At 70.0% G+C, this 20,813-nt stretch carries 21 protein-coding genes and 2 riboswitches; of the genes, 9 read left to right on the top strand and 12 right to left on the bottom strand.

The window, feature by feature from the left end; translation table 11 throughout:
- Window positions 1-57 precede the first annotated feature (57 nt).
- On the bottom strand, window positions 58-408 hold the full coding sequence (locus ACFYP0_RS16055) for a DUF1330 domain-containing protein (protein ID WP_355493422.1): 351 nt from the start codon (window positions 406-408) through the stop codon (window positions 58-60).
- A 121-nt stretch (window positions 409-529) separates the two neighbouring features.
- A complete protein-coding gene (locus tag ACFYP0_RS16050; RefSeq protein ID WP_355493421.1) occupies window positions 530-1,120 on the bottom strand; it encodes a TetR/AcrR family transcriptional regulator in 591 nt (196 codons plus the stop codon).
- Window positions 1,121-1,239: 119 nt separating this feature from the next.
- On the opposite strand from ACFYP0_RS16050, the gene ACFYP0_RS16045 reads away from it, so the two are divergent.
- Window positions 1,240-1,593 (top strand): TraR/DksA family transcriptional regulator, encoded by a 354-nt coding sequence (locus ACFYP0_RS16045; RefSeq protein ID WP_355493420.1) that lies wholly within the window; start codon window positions 1,240-1,242, stop codon window positions 1,591-1,593.
- Between the two features lie 102 nt (window positions 1,594-1,695).
- On the opposite strand, the gene ACFYP0_RS16040 is transcribed toward ACFYP0_RS16045, so the two are convergent.
- Window positions 1,696-3,090: an NAD(P)-binding domain-containing protein gene (locus ACFYP0_RS16040; RefSeq protein ID WP_386996482.1), complete on the bottom strand. Its 1,395-nt coding sequence runs from the start codon at window positions 3,088-3,090 to the stop codon at window positions 1,696-1,698.
- A gap of 46 nt (window positions 3,091-3,136) precedes the next feature.
- Window positions 3,137-3,634: a GNAT family N-acetyltransferase gene (locus ACFYP0_RS16035; protein WP_355493418.1), complete on the bottom strand. Its 498-nt coding sequence runs from the start codon at window positions 3,632-3,634 to the stop codon at window positions 3,137-3,139.
- Window positions 3,635-3,725: 91 nt separating this feature from the next.
- Between ACFYP0_RS16035 and ACFYP0_RS16030 the strand changes: the two genes are divergently transcribed.
- Window positions 3,726-4,073, top strand: a complete 348-nt coding sequence (locus ACFYP0_RS16030) for an ArsR/SmtB family transcription factor (protein ID WP_386996479.1) — start codon at window positions 3,726-3,728, stop codon at window positions 4,071-4,073.
- Between the two features lie 38 nt (window positions 4,074-4,111).
- On the opposite strand, the gene eno is transcribed toward ACFYP0_RS16030, so the two are convergent.
- Window positions 4,112-5,377: a phosphopyruvate hydratase gene (gene eno / locus ACFYP0_RS16025; protein WP_386996477.1), complete on the bottom strand. Its 1,266-nt coding sequence runs from the start codon at window positions 5,375-5,377 to the stop codon at window positions 4,112-4,114.
- A gap of 118 nt (window positions 5,378-5,495) precedes the next feature.
- Between eno and ACFYP0_RS16020 the strand changes: the two genes are divergently transcribed.
- Both ACFYP0_RS16020 and ACFYP0_RS16015 read left to right on the top strand, forming a co-directional pair.
- Window positions 5,496-6,410 carry a MerR family transcriptional regulator gene (locus tag ACFYP0_RS16020; RefSeq protein ID WP_112624579.1) on the top strand — a complete coding sequence of 305 codons (915 nt, stop codon included), beginning with the start codon at window positions 5,496-5,498 and terminating at the stop codon, window positions 6,408-6,410.
- Between the two features lie 375 nt (window positions 6,411-6,785).
- Window positions 6,786-7,013, top strand: a complete 228-nt coding sequence (locus tag ACFYP0_RS16015) for a GntR family transcriptional regulator (protein ID WP_386996475.1) — start codon at window positions 6,786-6,788, stop codon at window positions 7,011-7,013.
- Between the two features lie 326 nt (window positions 7,014-7,339).
- On the opposite strand, the gene ACFYP0_RS16010 is transcribed toward ACFYP0_RS16015, so the two are convergent.
- Together ACFYP0_RS16010 and ACFYP0_RS16005 are read right to left on the bottom strand one after the other, a co-directional pair.
- Window positions 7,340-8,335 (bottom strand): ribonucleotide-diphosphate reductase subunit beta, encoded by a 996-nt coding sequence (locus ACFYP0_RS16010; protein ID WP_386996611.1) that lies wholly within the window; start codon window positions 8,333-8,335, stop codon window positions 7,340-7,342.
- 50 nt (window positions 8,336-8,385) lie between these two features.
- Window positions 8,386-10,704: a ribonucleoside-diphosphate reductase subunit alpha gene (locus tag ACFYP0_RS16005; protein WP_386996608.1), complete on the bottom strand. Its 2,319-nt coding sequence runs from the start codon at window positions 10,702-10,704 to the stop codon at window positions 8,386-8,388.
- 193 nt (window positions 10,705-10,897) lie between these two features.
- Window positions 10,898-11,114: riboswitch (cobalamin riboswitch) on the bottom strand.
- Between the two features lie 429 nt (window positions 11,115-11,543).
- On the opposite strand from ACFYP0_RS16005, the gene ACFYP0_RS16000 reads away from it, so the two are divergent.
- Entirely contained in the window at window positions 11,544-12,941 is a 1,398-nt protein-coding gene (locus ACFYP0_RS16000) for an enolase C-terminal domain-like protein (RefSeq protein WP_124856893.1), read from the top strand.
- A 7-nt stretch (window positions 12,942-12,948) separates the two neighbouring features.
- The gene (locus tag ACFYP0_RS15995) at window positions 12,949-13,671 is read left to right on the top strand and encodes a FadR/GntR family transcriptional regulator (RefSeq protein ID WP_124856891.1); all 723 of its coding nucleotides are present in this window, start codon (window positions 12,949-12,951) and stop codon (window positions 13,669-13,671) included.
- Between the two features lie 191 nt (window positions 13,672-13,862).
- Here the strand turns inward: ACFYP0_RS15995 and ACFYP0_RS15990 are convergent, their stop codons facing one another.
- The 4 genes from ACFYP0_RS15990 to ACFYP0_RS15975 form a co-directional block, all read right to left on the bottom strand.
- On the bottom strand, window positions 13,863-14,681 hold the full coding sequence (locus ACFYP0_RS15990) for an ATP-binding cassette domain-containing protein (protein ID WP_356980378.1): 819 nt from the start codon (window positions 14,679-14,681) through the stop codon (window positions 13,863-13,865).
- Window positions 14,681-15,733: an ABC transporter substrate-binding protein gene (locus tag ACFYP0_RS15985; protein WP_124856885.1), complete on the bottom strand. Its 1,053-nt coding sequence runs from the start codon at window positions 15,731-15,733 to the stop codon at window positions 14,681-14,683. The genes ACFYP0_RS15990 and ACFYP0_RS15985 overlap by 1 nt, the downstream gene beginning before the upstream one ends.
- Before the next feature lie 40 nt (window positions 15,734-15,773).
- Window positions 15,774-16,781, bottom strand: a complete 1,008-nt coding sequence (locus tag ACFYP0_RS15980; protein WP_091406814.1) for an ABC transporter permease — start codon at window positions 16,779-16,781, stop codon at window positions 15,774-15,776.
- A gap of 320 nt (window positions 16,782-17,101) precedes the next feature.
- Window positions 17,102-17,980 (bottom strand): amidohydrolase family protein, encoded by an 879-nt coding sequence (locus ACFYP0_RS15975; protein ID WP_356980381.1) that lies wholly within the window; start codon window positions 17,978-17,980, stop codon window positions 17,102-17,104.
- 274 nt (window positions 17,981-18,254) lie between these two features.
- Window positions 18,255-18,400: riboswitch (cobalamin riboswitch) on the top strand.
- A 35-nt stretch (window positions 18,401-18,435) separates the two neighbouring features.
- Between ACFYP0_RS15975 and ACFYP0_RS15970 the strand changes: the two genes are divergently transcribed.
- The 3 genes from ACFYP0_RS15970 to ACFYP0_RS15960 are packed head-to-tail and all read left to right on the top strand — an operon-like array spanning window position 18,436 to window position 19,993.
- A complete protein-coding gene (locus ACFYP0_RS15970) occupies window positions 18,436-18,639 on the top strand; it encodes a CbtB domain-containing protein (RefSeq protein ID WP_208741106.1) in 204 nt (67 codons plus the stop codon).
- Window positions 18,630-19,400: a CbtA family protein gene (locus ACFYP0_RS15965; RefSeq protein ID WP_355493410.1), complete on the top strand. Its 771-nt coding sequence runs from the start codon at window positions 18,630-18,632 to the stop codon at window positions 19,398-19,400. The genes ACFYP0_RS15970 and ACFYP0_RS15965 overlap by 10 nt, the downstream gene beginning before the upstream one ends.
- Window positions 19,397-19,993, top strand: a complete 597-nt coding sequence (locus tag ACFYP0_RS15960) for a histidine phosphatase family protein (protein WP_208741104.1) — start codon at window positions 19,397-19,399, stop codon at window positions 19,991-19,993. Before ACFYP0_RS15965 ends, ACFYP0_RS15960 begins: the two co-directional genes overlap by 4 nt.
- 152 nt (window positions 19,994-20,145) lie before the next feature.
- On the opposite strand, the gene ACFYP0_RS15955 is transcribed toward ACFYP0_RS15960, so the two are convergent.
- Window positions 20,146-20,805, bottom strand: coding sequence for a phosphotransferase (locus ACFYP0_RS15955; RefSeq protein WP_355493409.1), 660 nt, complete (start codon window positions 20,803-20,805; stop codon window positions 20,146-20,148).
- Between the last annotated feature and the right edge of the window lie 8 nt (window positions 20,806-20,813).

Below are 20,813 nucleotides of genomic sequence, written 5' to 3'. Positions count from 1 at the left end.
CCCGCGCACGGCGCGGCGTGCGCGGGGATCGCGGCAGGGCAGGTCAGCGAGCGCTGGTCACTGGCCGAGCAGGGTCCGGATCTGACGCGCGTAATCGGCCACCGTGAAGTCCGGGGCGACGGAGTCCACCAGGACCAGGTCGTTGATGGTGTGATCGACGCGTAGCGCCAGGATCGCCTGGTACTCGGGCGAGTTGTACCAGGTCATGGCGGTCTCGGCGTCCGGGAACTCGATCAGCACGACGGAACCGGGCCAGCTGCCCTCGAGGACCTGCACCTGGGCATCCAGGACGAGCCACTTGGCGCCGTACGCCTCGGTGGTGGCCTGCACCTGCTCCAGGTAACGCAGGGACTCCTCGGTCGGCACTCCGCCCGGGATACGCAGGTGATTGATCAGGTAGGTGCTCATGTCTCACTCCTCAATGCAGGTGCGCTTACCGGCCGAAGGCGTACGACCGGTCGTCTTGGATTGGGTACGCGCCACGTCGGATGGAACGACGCGGACTGTTACCGCTGGGATCGGACGCGGATCAGGTGAGGATCCGGGCCGTGGTGATCGTGAAGAACTCCCGAAGGGCGGCCGGGTCACCGGATGCCTTCGCCCGCGCTGCCGCGCCCTCGTAGCTGGAGACGACGAAGCCGGCGAGATCAGTGGCGGGTTCGTCGCCGTGCAGTTCACCAGCAGCCCGCGCTTGCTCGATCGCCGCGGCGAGCGCGGCGACCCAGCGGCCGAAGCCGGCGTCGACGGCGTTGCGCAGGACATCACTGTGCGCCGGGATCTCGGTGGCGAAGTTCCCGAGCAGGCATCCACGGTCACCCATGGTGTCGCCGAGGCCGGTGATGTACCTCAGATGACCGGTGATCCGCTCAAGCGGGCTGCCGCCCTGCTTCTCGTCGAGCATCTCCAGCCCCATCGCCCCGGAGTATCTCGCCACCGAGTCGAGGGCGAGGTCCTCCTTGCTGGCGAAGTGGTTGTAGAAGGTGCCCTTGGGCGCCCCGGCCGCGGCGACGATGTCCTGGACGCTCGTCCCGTTGTAGCCCCGCAGGTGGAACAGGTCCAACGCGGCGTCGGACAACCGTTGCCGGGTCCCGGCGGAGGCCGGCGACTTTGTTCGTGGCATCTCGTGGCATTCCTCTCCCCCGGGGTTTCCGGCTGACTGACGGACACCACGATATGACCGGTCGTCTCGAAATGCCAGTAATGTGACCGCCGTCATCCCCCAGGTACTGTGGAACGGCCATGAACAGGGATTCCAGCGCGGTCCGCGAGGAGTTGCTGCGGCTGCGCGAGCAGAGCGAGATCCAGGCCACCGTCCTGGCCGGTGACCTCCGGAGCCTTTTCGAGGCGTCCCGGTCGTCCAACGCCGATGACGAGCACGACCCCGAGGGCAGCACGATCGCCTTCGAACGCGCGCAGCTCACCGCTGTCCTGGACGCCACCCGCCGACGCCTGGCCGAACTGGACGTCGCGCTGCGGCGGGTCGACGACGGCAGCTACGGCGTGTGCGAACGGTGCTCCCGTCCCATTCCCGCCGAGCGCCTCGTCGCCCGCCCGTCCGCGCGTACGTGTGTCGCCTGTGCCAGCCGACGGTGAGATGCCCGCATGCGCCTTGGCGGTGGTCCGCCCGACCGCGCCCCGGCCGGAGGAGGTCTCACTTCGGGGGGACCCCCCGGCGGGCACCGTCATAACCGGTGATCAGCTGGCGCAACAACCTCCAGCGGGCGCGGCGTCGAGGGCGATGAGGCTGATCGGTGCGGACAGCAGCCCTCCGGAGATGCCGGTCGACAGTCCACGCCCGGTCGCCTGCGGCCCACAGCAATCGTCGCCGCCCGCCGAGACGGCGGAGTCACTGCTGCACACGCCGGTTTCGGGCAGGTCGAGCTGGACGTCGCGGGCGGCGGCCCAGTCACCGGCCAGCGCGGCGACCACGGAGCGGACCTGCTCGTAGCCGGTGGCCATGAGGAACGTCGGTGCTCGGCCGTAGGACTTCATGCCTACGGCGTAGTAGCCCTGCTCCGGGTGGGCGAGTACGTCCACGCCGTGCGGGGGCACGGTGCCGCAGGAGTGCTCGTTGGGGTCGATCAGCGGGGCCAGGGCACGGGTGGCACCCAGCACCGGGTCGAGGTCCAGCCGCAGCTCGGCGGCGATGCTGTGGTCGGGGCGGAAGCCCGTGGCCGCGACCACACGGTCGACGGTGATCGACTCGCCCCTGCCGTCGCCGTGCCGCAGGCCCACACTCACCCGGCCGTCCGTCGGGGTGAGCGTCCGCACGGAGAAGCCGGTGAGCAGCCGGATCCGTCCGGCGTCGACGTGCGCACGCAGCCGTACGCCGAGCGCGCCCCGCGCCGGGAGGGCGTCGGCGTCCCCGCCGCCGTAGGTACGCGTCGGCGCGGTGGCCCGGATGGCCCAGGTCACCTCGGTGCCGGGCTCGACGGCGGCCAGCTCCGCCAGGGACAGCAGGGTGTTCGCGGCCGAGTGACCGGCGCCGACCACCAGGATGTGCCGTCCGACGAACCGGCCTCGGTCGGCGCCGAGAACGTCCGGCAGTGCGTGCTCCAGGTACGCCGCCGCATCGGCCTCCCCTCGCGCGCGCAGACCGGACGCGCCGAGGACGTTCGGCGTGCTCCAGGTGCCGGAGGCGTCGATGACGGCGCGGGCGACCAACTCGTCGCCGTCGGCGAGGCGGAGCAGGAACGGTGCGGTGTCGCGCCCGGCGGTCCACAACCGGTCGAGGCCGAGCCGGCTGATCGCCTCGACGCGTGCCCCGTACCGCACGTGTGGCTTCAGTTGTGGCAGCTGCGCGAGGGGCCGGAGGTAGTCGTCGACCAGCTCGGCGCCGGTGGGCAGTGCCCCCGGGTCGGGGGCGACCCAGCCGGCCTCGTCGAGGAGCCGCCGGGCGGCCGGGTCGATGTTGTAACGCCACGGCGAGAAGACCCGCACGTGCCCCCACTGGCGTACCGCGGGACCCGGGGTGTCGCCGGCTTCGAGGACGGTGAAGGGCAGCCCGCGTTCGTGCAGGTGCGCGGCGGCGGCGAGACCGGTCGGGCCGGCGCCGATGACGATGGTGGGAAGGTCGTCCAGAGCGTTCACCAGTGGCTCCTCGGTGTGGTGGCCCCGTCCTGAGGGCCAAGGCCGGTCAGGTGATGGTGGGGCTGCGACGTTCCAGCAGGACGACGTCGCGCCAGCGGTCGTGATGGCGACCGACCCGCTCGCGTACGCCGATGACCCGGAAGCCGGACCGCTCGTGAAGGGTGAGGCTGGCGGTGTTCTCCGGGAAGACTCCGGACTGGATGGTCCAGATGCCGGCTGCCTCGGTGGAGGCGATCAGCGCGGTCAGCAGCAGCCGGGCGATGCCCCGGCCCTGGGTGGCGGGGTCGACGTAGACGGAGTGTTCGACCACTCCGGCGTAGACCGCGCGGGTCGAGGTCGGCGAGACGGCGACCCAGCCGAGCACCACCCCGTCGCGGTCGACGGCCACGAAACGGTGCGCGCTCAGTCGCGCGGCGTCGAACGCCGCCCAGGTCGGGGCGGTGATCTCGAAGCTGGCGTTGCCGGCGTCCAGACCGGCCTGATAGATCGCCAGGACCCGGTCGGCGTCGGCGTCGGTCATGGGGCGCACGGTGATGTCGGCCATCAGCGGGTTCCCTTCCGGAAGAGATCAGGCGACTTGACGTCTGTCGAATCAGACAGTTGCATACTGTTTAGATAGATGTCAACCTAGATGAATGTCGAAACAAGCGGCACAGGATGAGGTCTGCTGCCCCCCGCTCGCCGAACGGCGCGTGCCGGCCGAGGCAGCCGCGGTGCTCGCGCCCGCGTTCAAGGCCCTCGGCGACCCGGTGCGGCTGCAACTGATGTCGATGATCGCCTCCGCCGAGAGCGGCGAGATCTGCGTCTGCGACCTGACCCCCGCGTTCGACCTGACCGGACCGACCATCTCGCACCACCTCAGGACGCTGCGTGAGGCGGGGCTGGTCGACGCCGAACGCCGGGGCACCTGGGTCTACTACCGCGCCCGGCCGGCCATCCTGCGCCAACTCGCCGCACTGCTCACCGTGGCACCGGCGGCATGACGACGGCCCTCCAGAGCGACCCGGCCGAGGCACACCCCTCAGCGGCCTCCGGCGTAGCTGGCGCGCTGACCCAGCTCCTCCTCGATGCGGATGAGCTGGTTGTACTTGGCCGTGCGGTCGGAGCGTGACAGCGAACCGGTCTTGATCTGACCGCAGCCGACACCCACAGCCAGGTCGGCGATGGTGGTGTCCTCGGTCTCCCCGGATCGGTGCGACATCACCACCCGGTACCCCGCCTTGTGCGCGGCGTCCACCGTCGCCAGGGTCTCGGTGAGGGTGCCGATCTGGTTGACCTTGACCAGGATCGCGTTGGCGTAGCCGCCGTCGATCCCGTCGCGCAGCCGGTCGACGTCGGTGCAGAAGACGTCGTCGCCGACCAGCTGCACGCGCTCCCCCGCCATTGCGGTCAGCCGCTTCCAGCCGGCGATGTCGTCCTCGGCCATCGGGTCCTCGATCGAGCTGATCGGGTACCGGGAGACCAGATCGAGCAGGTACTCGATGTGCTCCTCGACGGTGCGCTGGCGCCCCTCGCCGACGTAGTCGTAGACGCCCGCGCGGAAGAACTCCGAGCTGGCCGGGTCGAGGCAGATCCGCACGTCGACGCCGGGCTGGTAACCGGTGTCCTCGATGGCGCGCAGCACGAACCGCAGCGCCTCGTCGGCGTCCGTGAACGTCGGCGCGAAGCCGCCCTCGTCACCGACGTTGGTGTTGTGCCCGGACGCGGCCAGGGACGCCTTGAGGGTGTGGAAGACCTCCGCGCCCATCCGGACCGCCTCGGCGAACGTCTGCGCTCCCACCGGGGCGATCATGAACTCCTGGAAGTCGAGCGGATTGTCGGCGTGCGCACCACCGTTGATGATGTTCATCATCGGCACCGGCAGCAGGCGGGCGCCGACGCCACCGACGTAGCGGTACAGCGGCTGCCGGTTGGCCAACGCCGCTGCCTTCGCGGTTGCCAGGGACACCGCCAGGATCGCGTTGGCGCCCAGTCGACCCTTGTCCTTGGAACCGTCGAGAGCGATCATCGTCTCGTCGATCAGGGCCTGGTCCTCCGCATCGAGCCCGAGCACCGCGTCGGCGATCTCGCCGTTGACCGCGGCGACGGCCGTGCTGACGCCCTTGCCGTGGAAACGCGTCCGGTCCCCGTCGCGTAGCTCGACCGCCTCGTTCGCCCCCGTCGACGCGCCGGACGGCACGGCCGCCCGGCCGGTCGACCCGTCGGCGAGGACCACGTCGGCCTCCACGGTCGGGTTGCCCCTGCTGTCGAGGATCTGCCGAGCCCGCACCAGACTGATTGCCGTCATCACACACTCCCTGCTCAAGCCGCCTGTTCGCAGCCAGACTGGCAGGAAACGGCAGCCCTGACACCGCGACGATGGACACGTTGACCCGTACCCCGGGGTGCGGGTTTAGGGTCGCGGGATGCGGGTGGGTGAGTTGGCACGCCGGACCGGAACCACGGTCCGGGCACTGCGGTACTACGAGTCGGCCGGGCTGGTCGTACCCCGGCGGCTGAGCAACGGCTACCGCGAGTACGACCCGATCGCGGTGCGGCTGGTGGCGCAGATCCGCGAGCTGATGGCGCTCGGCCTCACCGTCGAGGAGACCCGCCCGTTCGTCGAGTCGATCGCCGATGGTTCCGACGACACCGACGTGTGCGCGGCGGCGGTGGCCACGTACCGCAGCACCATCACCAACCTCCAGGAGCGGATCGGCAAGTTGACCGCCCAGCGGGACGCGCTGGACGCGCGCCTGGACGCCGCCGCGACCCAGGTCGTACCCGGCAGTCCCGCCGAAGGCGCCGACCCCACCGCGCTGGTCGGCGTCAGATTGCCGCCGCTGTCCTTCTACGGCACCGACGGCCGCCCGGTCGATCTCGGCGCGCTCGGCCCCGGGCGCAGCGTCATCTTCGTCTACCCGCTGACCGGACGACCGGGTGTCGACCTGCCCAACGGGCTGCTGGAGATCCACGGCGCGCGCGGCAGCACCGAGCAGGCCGCCTGGTTCCGCGACCACCACGCCGAGCTCCGCGCGGCCGGCGCCGCCCGGGTGTACGGCCTGTCCGCGCAGTCGACCGGGTACCAGCGGGAACTCGCGCACCGACTCCGGCTGCCCTACCCGCTGATCCCCGACCCGAGGCTGACCCTGGCCGACGCGCTGAGGCTGCCGACCCGCACCGCGGGCGACATGACGCTCTACGAGCGGTTGACGCTGATCGTCGCCGACGGCGCTGTCGAACACGTCTTCCACCCGATCCCGGACCCGGCGTCGCACCCACTGCACGTGATGCGGTGGCTCACCAAGCGACGCCAGGCCCCCGGATCGGTTGCCGCTTAGAAGTCGTCGTCGAACGCGCCGCACTGCTCACCGTCCATCGTTACTTCTGCAACATGATCGATGCGGCGTCCGCCACAACAGCCAACGACCAATCGAGCTGACGGCATTCGCGCTGACTCGTGCACTCGAGGCAGCCGCCTGAACGCCACGGCTGGTCAAGTGCCCGAGTCCAGTGAACATCAAGCGTCCGCATCGCGGCGAACAGTTCGTCTGCCCGACTTACCGGTGCATCGATCGGCACGGCGGCGCCCTCCCGCGTTCACGACGTTGGCCCCACCTGGGGGCAGCGACCATCTGCCGTGCTCCCCCCAGGTGGGTGTGCGGCCGAGATCCCAGGAGTTTGCCGAAACCAGGGAACCCTACGGAGATCGACCCATGCCGACCGAGCGAGTGGACTACCGGCGGATCGCCAACGAGATCGCGGGAAAAGTCAAGTCGGGTGAACTTGCTCCGGGCGAGAAACTGCCGTCCACGCGCGAGATGGCCGAGCAGTACGGCGTGCACATCTCCACGATCAACCGGGTCATGACGATCCTCAAAGACCGCGAGTTGGCCGAGGGCCATCCAGGCAAAGGTGTCTACGTCGCAGAGGCCCAGCGCTGAGGGCGCCGCTTCCTTGATCAATTAATGAGAAGCAGCTCAGCACCGTCGCGTTAGACGCAGTGGCTGCTGGCCAACCCCGCACCGCTCGTCGATCATGGAGTTGTGGTGGTTGACAAAGCGCCTACACAACGCCAAATCAGGCACCACAACTCCATGGTCGACGAGACTGGAACGACCCTTCCCCGCGATCTTGCACTTCCTGTCGCGACATAAATGAGCATTGCGCGCATATCGGCGACCGAAGCTGCAAGATCGGCGCGCCGACGCCCGCTGCGACGTGCTCGCGTACGGACGGGGTGTTGCAACGCGTCGGCCGCGGCCGCCCGCTAGAAGTCGTCGTCGAAGGCGACCGTGCCGGTCACCCCGACCTGGTACGCCGACACCCGCCGCTCGAAGAAGTTGGACAGTTCCTGGACGTCCTGCAACTCCATGAAGCCGAACGGGTTGCTCGACCCGTAGTGCGGCGCGATGCCGAGTTGGGCGAGGCGGCGGTCGGCGACGTGCTGGAGGTACTCCCGCATGTCGGCCAACGTCAGACCGGGTACACCCTGGCCCACCAGGTCCTCGGCGAACTGCACCTCACACTCGACCGCCTCGGTGAGCATCCGGCGGACCTGGTCGGCGAGGTCGTCGTCGAACAGGTCCGGCTCCTCGGCGCGGACGGTGTCGACGACGTCGAACGCGAACGCCATGTGCATGGACTCGTCGCGGAACACCCAGTTGGTGCCCGAGGCGAGGCCGTGCAGCAGGCCGCGCGAGCGCAGGAAGTAGACGTACGCGAACGCGCCGTAGAAGAACAAACCCTCGATGCAGGCGGCGAAGCAGATCAGGTTGAGCAGGAACGTGCGCCGGTCCTCGCGGGACCGCAGCTCCCGCAGGTCGTTGAGAGAGTCGATCCACCGGAAGCAGAACTCGGCCTTACGACGGATCGAGGGGATGTTCTCGATGGCCGCGAAGGCCTCGAAGCGCTCCGTCTCGTCGGGCACGTACGTGTCGAGCAGGTTGAGATAGAACTGGACGTGCACGGCCTCCTCGAACAGCTGGCGGGACAGGTAGAGGCGACCCTCCGGGCTGTTGACGTGCTGGTAGAGGTTGAGCACCAGGTTGTTGGCGACGATCGTGTCACCGGTGGCGAAGAACGCCACCAGGCGGCTGACCAGGTGCCGTTCGGCCGGCGACAGCTTGTCCAGGTCGGCGAGGTCGGCGTGCAGGTCGACCTCCTCGACCGTCCAGGTGTTGCGGATCGCGTCGCGGAACCGGTCGAAGAAGTGCGGGTAGCGCATCGGGCGGAGAGTCAGGTCCATCCCGGGGTCGAGCAGCATGTGCGTGGTCCTCGTGTCGGTGGTGCTGGCGTCGGTGGTGTCGGCGGGGGTCACTGGCAGGCCTCGCACGACTCGGGGTTCTCCAGCGAGCAGGCCAGCGCCTCCGCGTCGACGACGACGGGTGCGACAGCGCTGACGGTGGCCTGCTGGATCCGCGTCGCTGGGCGCGAGCGCAGGTAGTAGGTGGTCTTCAGCCCGGCCTTCCAGGCGTACAGGTACATCGAGGAGAGTTTGCCGATGGTCGGCGCGGCCAGGAACAGGTTCAGCGACTGGGACTGGTCGATGAACGGGGCGCGGGCGGCGGCCAGGTCGATCAGCGCCCGCTGCGGGAGCTCCCACGAGGTGCGGAACAGCTCCCGTACGCCGGCCGGCAGCTCGGCGATGTCCTGCACCGACCCCTCCGCCCGCTTGATCGCCGAACGGATCCGCTCGGTCCACAGACCGCGGGCCTTCAGCTCGCGCACCAGAGCGGTGTTGACCTGGAGGAACTCCCCCGACAGGGTCTCGCGCTTGAACAGGTTGGACACCTGCGGCTCGATGCACTCGTAGCACCCGGCGATCGAGGCGATGGTCGCGGTCGGCGCGACCGCCACGAGCAGCGAGTTGCGCAGCCCGTACGCCTCGACCCGCTCACGCAGCGCGGCCCACCGCGCGGTCTGCGTACCCTCGACACCCCACAGGTCGGGCTGGAGCTGGCCCCGCGCGGCCCGGGTCTGCGGGTACGCCGGATGCGCGCCGAAGTCGCGCGCCAGGTCGGCGGAGGTCTCCAGCGCGGTCAGGTACAGCTCCTCGCTGATCAGGGTGGACAGCTCCCGCGCGGCCGGCGAGTCGAACGGCAGCCGCAGCGCGAAGAAGACGTCCTGGAGGCCCATCAGTCCGAGTCCGACCGGCCGCCAGCGGGGGTTGCTCGCCGCCGCCTGCGCGGTCGGGTAGTAGTTGATGTCGATGACCCGGTCGAGGAAGGTCACCGCGGTCCGCACCGTGGCGCGCAGCCGCTCCCAGTCGATGCCGCCGTCGGTGAGGTGGGCGGCGAGGTTCACCGAGCCGAGGTTGCACACGGCGGTCTCGGTGTCACTGGACACCTCGACGATCTCGGTGCAGAGGTTCGACAGGTGCACCACGTTGCCCGGCTCGGCGGTCTGGTTGCAGAGCCGGTTGGCGGCGTCCTTGAAGGTCATCCAGCCGTTGCCGGTCTGGGCGAGGGTCCGCATCATCTTCCCGTACAGCTCCCGTGCCGGGACCTGCCGCACGTAGCGCCCCTGCGCCTCGGCCTCCCGGTACGCGGCGTCGAACCGCTCCCCCCACAGGTCGGGCAGCTCGGGCACCTCGTGCGGGTCGAACAGCGACCACAGCTCGTCGGCCTCGACCCGGCGCATGAACTCGTCCGGCACCCAGTTGGCCAGGTTGAGGTTGTGGGTACGTCGGGCGTCCTCGCCGGTGTTGTCCCGCAGTTGCAGGAACTCCTCGATGTCCGGGTGCCACGGCTCCAGATAGACGCAGGCCGCGCCCTTGCGCCGGCCACCCTGGTTCACCGCGGCGACGCTCGCGTCCAGGGTGCGCAGCCACGGCACGATCCCGTTGGACTGCCCGTTCGTGCCCCGGATCAGCGCTCCCCGGGAGCGGACCCGGGAGTACGCGATGCCGATGCCACCGGCGAACTTGGACAGGTTGGCGACCTGGGCGTACCGCTGGTAGATCGAGTCCAGCTCGTCGAGCGGGGAGTCGACCAGGTAGCAGGAGGACATCTGGGTGTGCCGGGTCCCGGAGTTGAACAAGGTCGGCGAGCTGGGCAGGTAGGCCAGGCTGGACATCAGCCGGTAGAAGCCGACCGCCTCGTCGGCCGTCCGGGACAGGCCGCAGGCCACCCGCAGCAGCCAGTACTGCGGGGTCTCCAGCACCAGTCGGCTGGTGGGGTGGCGCAGCAGGTAGCGGTCGTACACCGTGCGCAGGCCGAAGTACTCGAACCGGCGGTCGCCGTCCGGGTCGATGGCGTGGTCGAGGGTCGCGGCGTGTGCGGCGACGAACGCGGCGGTGTCGTCACCGATCAGGCCCTCGGCGTGGCCGACCCGGATCGCCGCGCTGAACGAGGTGATGCCCTGACGACGCACCTCCTTGTCGACGTAGCCGGCCAGCAGTCGCGCGGCGAGGCGCGAGTACTGCGGCTCCTCACCGATCATCTCGGCGGCGGTCTGGATGGACAGCCGGTCCAGTTCGGCAGTGGTCGCGCCGTCGTAGAGGCCGCTGATCGTGCGGGTGGCCACCCGCATCGGGTCGACGTCGGTCAGGTCGTCGGCCCACCGCTCGACCGCACGGACGATCTTGTTCACGTCCACGGGTTCGGTGCCGCCGTCGCGCTTGCGGACCTGCATCGGCGTCCGCCGCACTGTCGCGTCGCCGCTGGCCGGGACTACCTCGGTGACTGTCACCACTCGCTCCTCGGAGTTCGAGACCTGGTGGCCCGGACGCGAGGAGACAGACACCGACGGACGCCACGCCAGTCCGGCGTGGGGTCAGGTGGCGTCAGCCGTCCCACGCGGCCTCGGACCGCCGCCCACCCGGGTGCGGGTACGCGGCGCGCTGGCAGGTCTTCGGACTCGCGGGCACGACCGGTCTCGCCGGTCTCCTACTGGCCGTCGCTTCCCAGGCCGATTGGTGGCCCAGTGCTGTTGACGGCGGTCGTTCCCACTCACCGCTGCGGGACAGTCCCGGATTTCCACCGGGTTCCCTGTTGCCTCGACCGCCCCGGATGAGCGGCCGAACCAGCTACGCCCGACACCATATATAGGGGCGCAGCCGTTGTCACACCCCACATGTCGGTGTCGGGCGTGTCGGCGCCGACTCGGTGATCACCGTCACCGCCCCGACCGACAACGCCACGCCGACCGACGCCAGGCACCGGAGACGGGGGCTCTCCACCGGCTGTCGACAGTCGACAAAGATGCGATGTATCCAGGCCATGGTGGCGCAGGCCGCATCCATGTGTCGCCGTCAATGCCCCAACAGGAGTGGAACATCCAATCTCACAGACCGCCACTCCCGTTACCTTCGCCCGCCAACCGGCACGATGGGCGGCAAGGCGGATCAGCCCGGCGAGGCAAACATCATATGTCTGCGGGTCTGCGGTGATCGACATCGTTGACGTGCTGGAGCGGCTCTCCGTATACTCCCAGTGATCATCTGATCTTTAGCCTAGTCGGGCGAGGAGCGCATGCCGCAGATCACCGCCGTCACCGTCGAAGACGTCCGCTTCCCCACCTCCCTGACCGCTGACGGGTCAGACGCCATGAACAAGGACGGCGACTACTCGGCGGCCTACGTCGTCCTGCACACCGACGGCGTCGACGGCGTGGGCGCGCCACTCGCGGGGCACGGCCTGACCTTCACCATCGGTCGAGGCAACGACATCGTCGCGGCGGCGGCAGTCCACCAGGCACAGCTTCTCGTGGGCCTGGACGTGGCGACGATGGCAGCGGACATGGGCGCGGTCTACCGCCTCCTCACCTCCGACTCGCAACTGCGCTGGCTCGGTCCGGAGAAGGGTGTCGTCCACCTGTCCCTGGCGGCCGTGCTGAACGCGTCGTGGGACCTGGTCGCCCGGCTCGCCGACAAGCCGGTGTGGCGGCTGCTCGTCGACATGTCCCCCGAGCAACTCGTCGACATCGCGGACCTGCGCTACCTGTCCGACGCGCTGACCCGCGACGAGGCACTGGCCATCCTGCGGGCCAAGGAGGGCACGAAGGCCGCCCGCCTCGCCGAGCTCGACCGGACCGGCTACCCCGCCTACACCACCTCGGCGGGTTGGCTCGGCTACGGCGACGACAAGCTGCGCCGCCTGTGTCAGGAAGCGGTGGACACCGGCTACGGCTACGTCAAGCTCAAGGTGGGTGCCAACCTCGACGACGACATCCGCCGATGCGCGATCGCGCGGGAGATCCTCGGACCGGATCGCAACCTGATGATCGACGCCAACCAGGTGTGGGACGTCGGTCAGGCCATCGAGTGGGTCACCGCCCTCGCCCAGTTCAAGCCACTGTGGATCGAGGAGCCGACCAGCCCCGACGACATCCTGGGCCACGCGGCCGTCCGCCGCGCCGTCGCTCCGATCGGCGTCGCCACCGGCGAACACTGCCACAACCGGGTGATGTTCAAACAGCTGTTCCAGGCCGAGGCCATCGACTTCTGCCAGCTGGACACCGGCCGGCTGGCCAGCATCAACGAGATCGTCGCCGTGCTGCTGCTCGCCGCGAAGTTCGACGTCCCGGTGTGCCCGCACGCCGGCGGTGTCGGGCTGTGCGAGATGGTCCAACACGTGTCGGTGCTCGACTACGTCGCGATCTCGGGGGACCTCACCAACCGGGTCACCGAGTTCGTCGACCACCTGCACGAGCACTTCACCGATCCCTGCATCATCCGGGACACCGGTTCCGGCAGCGGATACGTCCTGCCCAGCCAGCCCGGCTACTCCACCCGGATGCGTACCGAGTCGGTCGCGCTCTACCGGTTCCCTGACGGCCACTACTGGGCGGCGACAGACCCGACTACCGTGTCATCTCCGGAGGCGGCGTACGTGATCGCGGGTGGGAAGGCCACCCCCGCCGGCCGCTAGGGGGATCATGTCTCGCACTGACGAAGTGGTCAACGGCATCAAGCGGATGATCCTCGAAGGGCAGTTCAGGCCCGGGGACCGGTTGCCCATCGAGAAGGACCTCGCCGAGCAGCTCGGTGTCTCGCGGGGGTCCCTGCGCGAGGGGATGTCGGCCCTGTCGATCCTTGGCATCGTCAACATCCGCCAGGGCGACGGCACCTACGTCACCAACCTCGACGCGCCACAACTGCTGGCCCCGATGGGTTTCGTGGTGGACTTCCAGGGCCAGGGCGATCCCCGGCACATCCACACCGTTCGCCGTCTGCTGGAGTGCGAGGCCGCCTGCCTGGCGGCGACCAGGATCACCGACGAGGCCCTGTCCCAGGCGGGTGACCTGCTCGACGAGGCGGCCCGGTTGATCGGCCAGTCACCGCCGGACCACGAGCGGATCATGGAGATCGACATCGCCTTCCACCGGATCATCGCGGTGCACGCCGAGAATCCGGTGCTCGTCGGCCTGATCGAAGCCTTCGCCGGGCGCACCATCCGTGGCCGGCTCTGGCGGAGTCTGCACGAGGAGGGTGCGGACCTGCGCACCCATGACGAACACGTGGCGATCCTGAAGGCCCTCGTGGCACGCGACCCGGAGCGGGCGCGCACCCGGATGGCCAACCACCTGATCGGCGTGGAGGAGTCGTTGCAGGGGTTACCCGACGACGCCGACACCGGCATCGAGTCGGCCCGGTCGTGACGGCCGATGTGCGGGTCTCACGGTCGGCTCCACATGCTGCCACCGGCGAACTGCTCGTCCGAGATCGCCCGGTAGAGATTGCCGCCCTGGGGGGGCGCCGAAGCCCTGGGGGCTCACCCGCAGCGGCGGACCGACGCCGCTGCGGGTCGCCGGACGGGCGGGATCACGGGCGCCCCGCTGGACGACAGCCGTCACCGCTCGTCCCGATCCACGTTGGTGCTGCCGGTCATCGCCGCGACCAGATCGTCGGTGGTGACCTCGTCGGCGCGGAGTTGGGCAGCGCGCCGACCGAGGCGCAAGACCTCGACCCGGTCGGCGATCTCGAGCACCTGAGGCATGTTGTGGCTCACCAGCACCACCGACATGCCCGCGTCACGGGCACGCCGAACGACGTCGAGCACCCGCCCGGTCTGGACCACGCCCAGGGCCGCGGTGGGCTCGTCGAGGATGACCACGTTGGTCGCCCAGATGATGGCCCGGGCCACCGCCACGCACTGCCGCTGCCCACCGGAGAGCATCGCGATCGGGGTGGTGACCCGAGGGATCCGTACGCCGAGTTCGTCCAGGGCGGCGGCGGCGCCCTGGCGCATGGCGCGCTTGTCCAACAGCCCGAGCCGGCCGAGCGGTCCGGAGCGGAGGATCTCCCGGCCGAGGTACAGGTTGGCGGCCACGCTGAGGTCGTCGGCGACGGCGAGGTCCTGGTAGACCGTCTCCACCCCCGCCCGTCGGGCATCGACCGGAGTGGAGAACTGGACCGGACGGCCGCCCACCCGGATCTCGCCCTCGTCCGGCGGGTGCACGCCGGACAGGGTCTTGATCAGGGTGCTCTTGCCGGCGCCGTTGTCACCGATCAGCGCGACGACCTCACCTCGGCGGACCATGAAGTCGGCGCCACGCAACGCCTCGACGTGCCCGAACCGCTTGACGATGCCGCGGGCTTCGAGGACCGGCGGTTCCGCGTCGGTGGGTTGCTGATCGCTGTCCGCGATGGCAGTGGGGATCGTGCCCATCACTGCACCGGCGGGTTGGCGCAGCTGGGCTCGAGCACCGCCTTGATCTCCGCCGAGTCGATGTTCTCCTTGGTGACGAACGTGACGCCGGTGTCTGCCGACGCCAGCGGCGCCTTGTCCCGAAGGTGCTTGACCATCTTGTCGACGCCGAAGTAGCCCATCTTGAACGGGTTCTGCACGACCAGCGCCGAGATCTGGCCGCTGCGCACCCCGGCGATCTCGTCCGGGGCCGCGTCCCAGCCGATGATGACCACCTTGCCGGACTTGCCGGCCGCCTGGATGGCCTGCGCGGCACCGAGCACGCTCGGCTCGTTGGCCGCGAAGACGCCGGCGAGCTTGGGGTTGGCGGTGAGGATGTTCTCGGTGACCCGTCGGGCCTCGTTGACGTCACTGCGGCTCGGCTGCTGGCCGACCAGCTTCAGGTTGGGGTACTGGGCGAGGCCGGCCTTGAAGCCGTCGACCCGCTCGGTGTTGGTCTGCGATCCTGGTTGGAACTCGACGAGCGCCACCTCGTGGTTGCCGGGGCCGAGCTCGGTGGCGAGCAGCTTCGCCGCCTCGGTCGCCGACGCGCGGTTGTCGGTGGCGAAGAGGGGCACGTTCGACGGCTGCGGGCTGGTGCCAGAGTCGATCATGGCGACCGGGATGTCGGCGCTGAGCGCCTTGTCGGTCGCCGGTGCCAGCGCGCTGGAGTCGGTCGCCGCGTAGACGATGCCGTCGACCTTCTTGGTGACGAAGTTCTGGATCAGGTTGACCTGGCCCTCGACGTCGGTCTCGGTGGTCACCCCGTCCCACTGGACGGTGACGTCCCCGGCGCGCTGCGCGGCGCACTCGGCGCCCGCCTTGACCGTGTTCCAGTAGTCGGCCCCGACCGCCTTGGGTACCACGGCGAGCTTCAACGGGCCGCTCGCGTCCTTGGTCGCGCCGTCGCCGCCGTCACGGACCTCGACCCCGCCGCAGGCACTGAGCAGGGCGGTCGCCGCGGCCGCGGCCAGGATGGCCTGCGCGCGCAGGAGTCGTCCTCGCGTCCGCCGGCTGGTGGTGGTGTGTGCCATGGTGTGTGTCCTTCCTCGTTCGGACTCTCGGAATGGCATGTCAACCCCGTGATTCCAGCCGCCGGCGGCGGTACTGGTCGAAGTAGACGGCGGCCCAGATGATCACGCCGACGATCACCTGCTGGTAGTGGATGCTGATGTCGAGCAGGACGGCGCCGTTGCGGACCAGGGCGATGAGGAACGCGCCGATGATGGTCCCGACGATCCGGCCCTGCCCGCCGAACAGGCTGGCTCCGCCGATGACGGCGGCGGCGATGACGTCGAGTTCCAGCGAGATCCCGTAGTTGGGCTGGCCGGAGTTGACCCGGGACGCGGCGATCATGCCGCCCAGCCCGACCAGCACGCCGGCCAGGACGTACACCCCGGTCAGGTGCCGCCCGACCCGGATGCCGGAGCGGCGGGCCGCCTCCAGATTGGAGCCCATCGCGTAGGTGTACTGACCGAAGCGGGTCTGGGAGAGCAGGAAGGCGACCCCGACGGCGACCAGGACGGTGATCACCACGGCGAACGGGATGCCGAGGATCTGCCCGTTGCCGAGCAGTTGGAAGGACCGCGGCAGGCCGTACACGCCGACTGCTCCGGTGATGATGAAGACCAGGCCGCGACCCACGGACATCGTCCCCAGTGTCGCGATGAACGGCGGAATCCGGGCCACCGTCACCAGCAGGCCGTTCAACAGCCCGGCCAGCGCGCCGACGCCGATCGCGACCGCCGTCGCCGCCCAGAGCGAGAAGCCGAGGTCGCGCACGACCATCGCGCCCAACACGCCGGCGAGCGCCGCGACCGACCCCACGGACAGGTCGATGCCCTTCGTGATGATGACCATCGTCTGGGCTGTGGCGATGATGGCGATCACCGCCGTCTGGGCCCCGATGTTGAAGAGGTTGTCCGCTGTCAGGAAGTAGGGACTCGCGAAGGTCAAGGCGATGAACAGAACGACCAGCGCGGTCGCGGCGGTGAACTCGGAGACGGCGTGGGAGATCCGTTCCCGGAACCAGTCGCTGAGTTCGCCGCGCTGTGTGCCGGCGGTTGCCTCGGCGCTACTCATCGTCGGACCTGACCTCCCCAAGCGCGGCGCCGGCGTCCGACGGGGACCCGCCGACGAGCCGAACGCCTGTGAGCGACCGACCCCGCTTTAACGGTGGTGCGGCTAGGTAGCCACACATCCCTTGGAGATAGGTCTGATGTTTCCCACGATCAGGCGTTACCTTGCCACGCATTCACGCATGTTGCCAAGGTCTTGCGCGCATGTTTTGCCATCGTTACCTGCACAGTCGAAGGCATACGTCCGATCAAATCGACATCGCTGCCGCCGTCAGCATGTTATCGATAACATGCTATGTCCCCAGTTGGGAAGGCGCTGCCGCCTCAGGACGGGGCCAACCGGTAGACCCGGCTGACGGTCTGGCGCCAGATCGCGGCCCGCTCGTCGTCGGTCAGCGGGTCCAGCAGGTCATCGAGGACGGTGACCCAGCGGGTGTACGAGGTGGCGAGCAGGCACACCGGCCAGTCCGAGCCGAACATCAGCCGATCCGGCCCGAACACGTCCAGGGCGTGCTCGACTGCGGGCCGCAGGTCGGCCGTCGTCCAGGACCCACCGTCCACCTCGGTCACCAGGCCGGAGAGCTTCGCCGTCGTGTTGGGCTCAGCCGCGAGCGCCCGCAGGTCGCGCTGCCAGTCATCGAGATCGGCGCGCCCGAGCGGGGGCTTGCCGAGGTGGTCCAGGACAAACCGCACCTGGGGCAGGTCGCGGACGAGCCGGGCGGCCGCCGGCAGCTGACGATGGTGCACCAGGAGGTCGAAGGCGAGGCCGGCGGCACCGACCGCGGCGATGCCGTGCCGCACGTCGGGGCGGTCGAGATAGGTCGGGTCCGGTTCGGACTGGACCGGGTGGCGGATCCCGACCAGCCGTTGGCCGCCGCGCGCCCTGCGTAGTCGGGCGAGGCGACGGTCGACATCGGCGGCGGTGAGGTCGACCCAGCCGACGACCCCGGCGATGAGGGGATCGTCGGCCGCGATGCCGAGCAGCTCGGGCGTCTCCGACCGAACGGCGACGGACTGGACGACCACGGTCTGGGTGACCCCGGCGGCCCGGGTCGCCGGGGCGAGCTCGACCGGCGTGAAGTCGTCGTCGATCGCGGCCATGGTGTGCGGGTCGATCCAGGGCTGTGGGTGCCGCGCCCGGACCCAGAGGTGATGATGCGCGTCGACGATGCCCGGCCGTCGCGCGACCTCGCCGGTCGTCACCGGACCCGTCCCGGCGCCTTCTCGTTCACTCCACACCCCGCCCAGCCGCTGATCGAGCCCTCCGGGTCAACCCGGAGCCACAGAGTCGATCTGGCAGGTTGACCATGTTAGCGGTAACAGACTGTTGTTGAATCCCGGAACGCGCGCCACGACCAGCTCCCCGCAGTGTCGCCTTTTGGTCTGACGAATCCACCGGCGCCTGCGGCTGGGGCGCCTCGCTGACGTGCCGGCATCCGGACGCGGTCGGGGCGCGGGGTCCGGGTTGACCGTCTGAGGCGGCACCGCTACCGTCGACCCACTATCTGCGGCGACGCGAGGGAAGCCGGTGTGAATCCGGCGCGGTCGCGCCACTGTGAGCGGTTCCCCAACCACAACTGGGGGCCGCGAGCCAGGACGCTCGGTCGTCCGCAGCCTTGCGATGGGGACGCGTCATCCCTGGGGAGGTTCGTGTATTCATGTCCAGCTCCGCTTCCAGCCAGCCGGTGGTGCACCCCGCTGGCAGTGTCCGTCTACTGTGGCCGGTCCTGGCGACCGTTGCCGTGCTCACCCTGCTGGCGTACCTCGTCGCCTTCGACCAGGGGGCGGTGTCCCGCAGCGGGATGTACCTGCACGAGCTGATGCACGACGGCAGGCACCTGCTGGGTGTCCCGTGCCACTGAACACCACCACCACTCCCCCGTTCGTCGCCGTCCTCGTTCGCGGGCTGCTGGCCGGCCTGATCGCCGGCCTGATCGCCGGGACGTTCGCGTACGTCGCTGGCGAACCGCACGTCGAGGCAGCCATCGCCATCGAGGAGGCGGCGACGCACGCCGCGCCCGCCGCAGGCGCGCACGATCACGAGGACGCCCTGGTCGGCCGGACGGGTCAGCGCGGCGGTCTGTTCCTCGCCACCGGCCTGTTCGGGGCCGCGATGGGTGGCCTGCTGGCCACGGCGTACGTCCTGCTGTCCCGGCGGCGGCGCGGCGACGACGACGGGCGGTCCGGTCTGCTGCTGGCCGGCGCGGCGCTGCTCGGCGCGGTGATCGTGCCGTTCCTCAAGTACCCGGCGAACCCGCCGGCGGTCGGCGACCCGGCCACCATCAACCAACGGACCGTCACCTACCTGTTGATGGTGGTGCTCGGGCTGGTGGCCGTGTGGGCCGGCTCGCTGGGCTACCGGTCGGTCGGCGCCCAGGCGCCTACGTGGCTGCGCGCCACCGCGGCCGTGGGCGGGTTCCTGCTGGTCACGGCAGTGTCGTACGTGGTGATGCCGTCCTTCCAGGAGGTTCCGGCGGACTTCCCGGCGACCCTGCTGTGGAGTTTCCGACTTGCCTCGCTCGGCACCCAGGTCGTGCTCTGGACCGGCATCGGCCTGCTGTTCGCGGCCCTGATGCACCACGAGCGGCGTCGTCGGGCCGGCACCGCACTGCCGAGCACATGACCGGCACCAGCCTCCGGCTGGTCGCCCACGGTCACACCGCCGCTCTGCGCCGGACCCGCTTCGGCGGCGCCGACGACGGCCTGGACGAGGGTGGCCTGCGTGCCGCACTCGCCCAGGCCCAGGCGGGTGCGGACCGGCGCGGGCCCCTCGGCGTGAACGCCACCTGCCTGTCCAGCCCCGCGGTGGCCGCCCGACAGACCGCCGACGCCTTCGGCCTGCTGCCGACGATCGAGACCGCGTTGGCCGACTGTGACTACGGGGACTGGTCCGGCCGGTCGCTTGAGGAGATCGCTGAATCGCAGCCGCAGGCGCTGCACGACTGGCTGTCCGCACCGGAGTCCGCGCCGCACGGCGGTGAGTCCGTCACGGCCGTGCGGGATCGGGTCGGCGGCTGGCTGGACGAGCAGCAGAAAGCCGGTGGACGCGTCATCGCGGTCACCCACCCACTGGTGATCCGGGTCGCGGTGGTGCACGCCCTCGGCCTTCCGATGGCGACGTACCGGCAGGTGGACGTGGAGCCGTTGGCGGTCGTCCGGCTCACCAGCCGGGGCGCAAGCTGGCAACTCCGACTGGGCGCGCCGCTAGCGGCTTGAGTTCGCACCGAACGGCGTCGCGGTGCTGCGGTCGTCGATCCGGCTGGAACCGCTGGGTTCCGCCACCGAACAGGACCTGGTCGGGCCGCTGCGTGCCCTGATCGACGCGCTGCTGCCACCGCGTTGAGCCCGACTGGGCGCTCGGCTCTGCCTCAGCCCACGCGGGTGTGGACCAGTGCGGCGGCGCGACCCAGGGCGGACTTCTCGACGGCGGACAGCGCGGGGTCGACCCGGCGCAGACCCACCGCACGTCGTAGTTGGCTGGCCCGGGGCGGCTCGGCGCGTCGCTGAAAGACATCGAGGCCGTCCCGAGCAAGATCGGCGAGCTGCGAGTCGTGACTGACCGCCACCTCGGCGAGGATGAGAGCGGTCATGGCCACGTCCAGGTCGGCCGGCCCCTCGGTCGCGTTGCGCCAATCGATGACCACCGGCCCGCGCGAGGTCACCATGACGTTCTGTGGGTGCAGGTCGAGGTGCAGGACGCGGTCCGCCGGGTCGGCGCTGACCCGGGCCGGCAGGGTGTGGAGGCGGTCGTGCAGGCCCACGAGCAGGTCGGCGGCCGCGCCGATGCCGGTGCGCCCGGTGAGCATCGACGCCAGGAGAGTCTCGCCGTGGAGTCGTTCGAGCACCAGGTCGGGCCCTTGTGCGTCGTACACCACGGGCACCGGGTAGCCGGCGGCCGCGACGTAGGCCATCAACGCCGCCTCGGGCGCGCTGTCCCCGCCCTGGCGGTAGCGGCGCAGCACCCGCGACTCGTCGAGGGCGTAGACGTCGGCGTCGCGCCCCGAGGCGAGCAGCGCGTGATCGTCCATGGCAGACG

Origin of the sequence: Micromonospora arida (genome assembly GCF_042873195.1) — a bacterium.
Classification (GTDB): domain Bacteria; phylum Actinomycetota; class Actinomycetes; order Mycobacteriales; family Micromonosporaceae; genus Micromonospora; species Micromonospora arida.
Note: the sequence above shows the minus strand (reverse complement) of the source record. Positions and strands in the feature narration are given on the sequence as shown.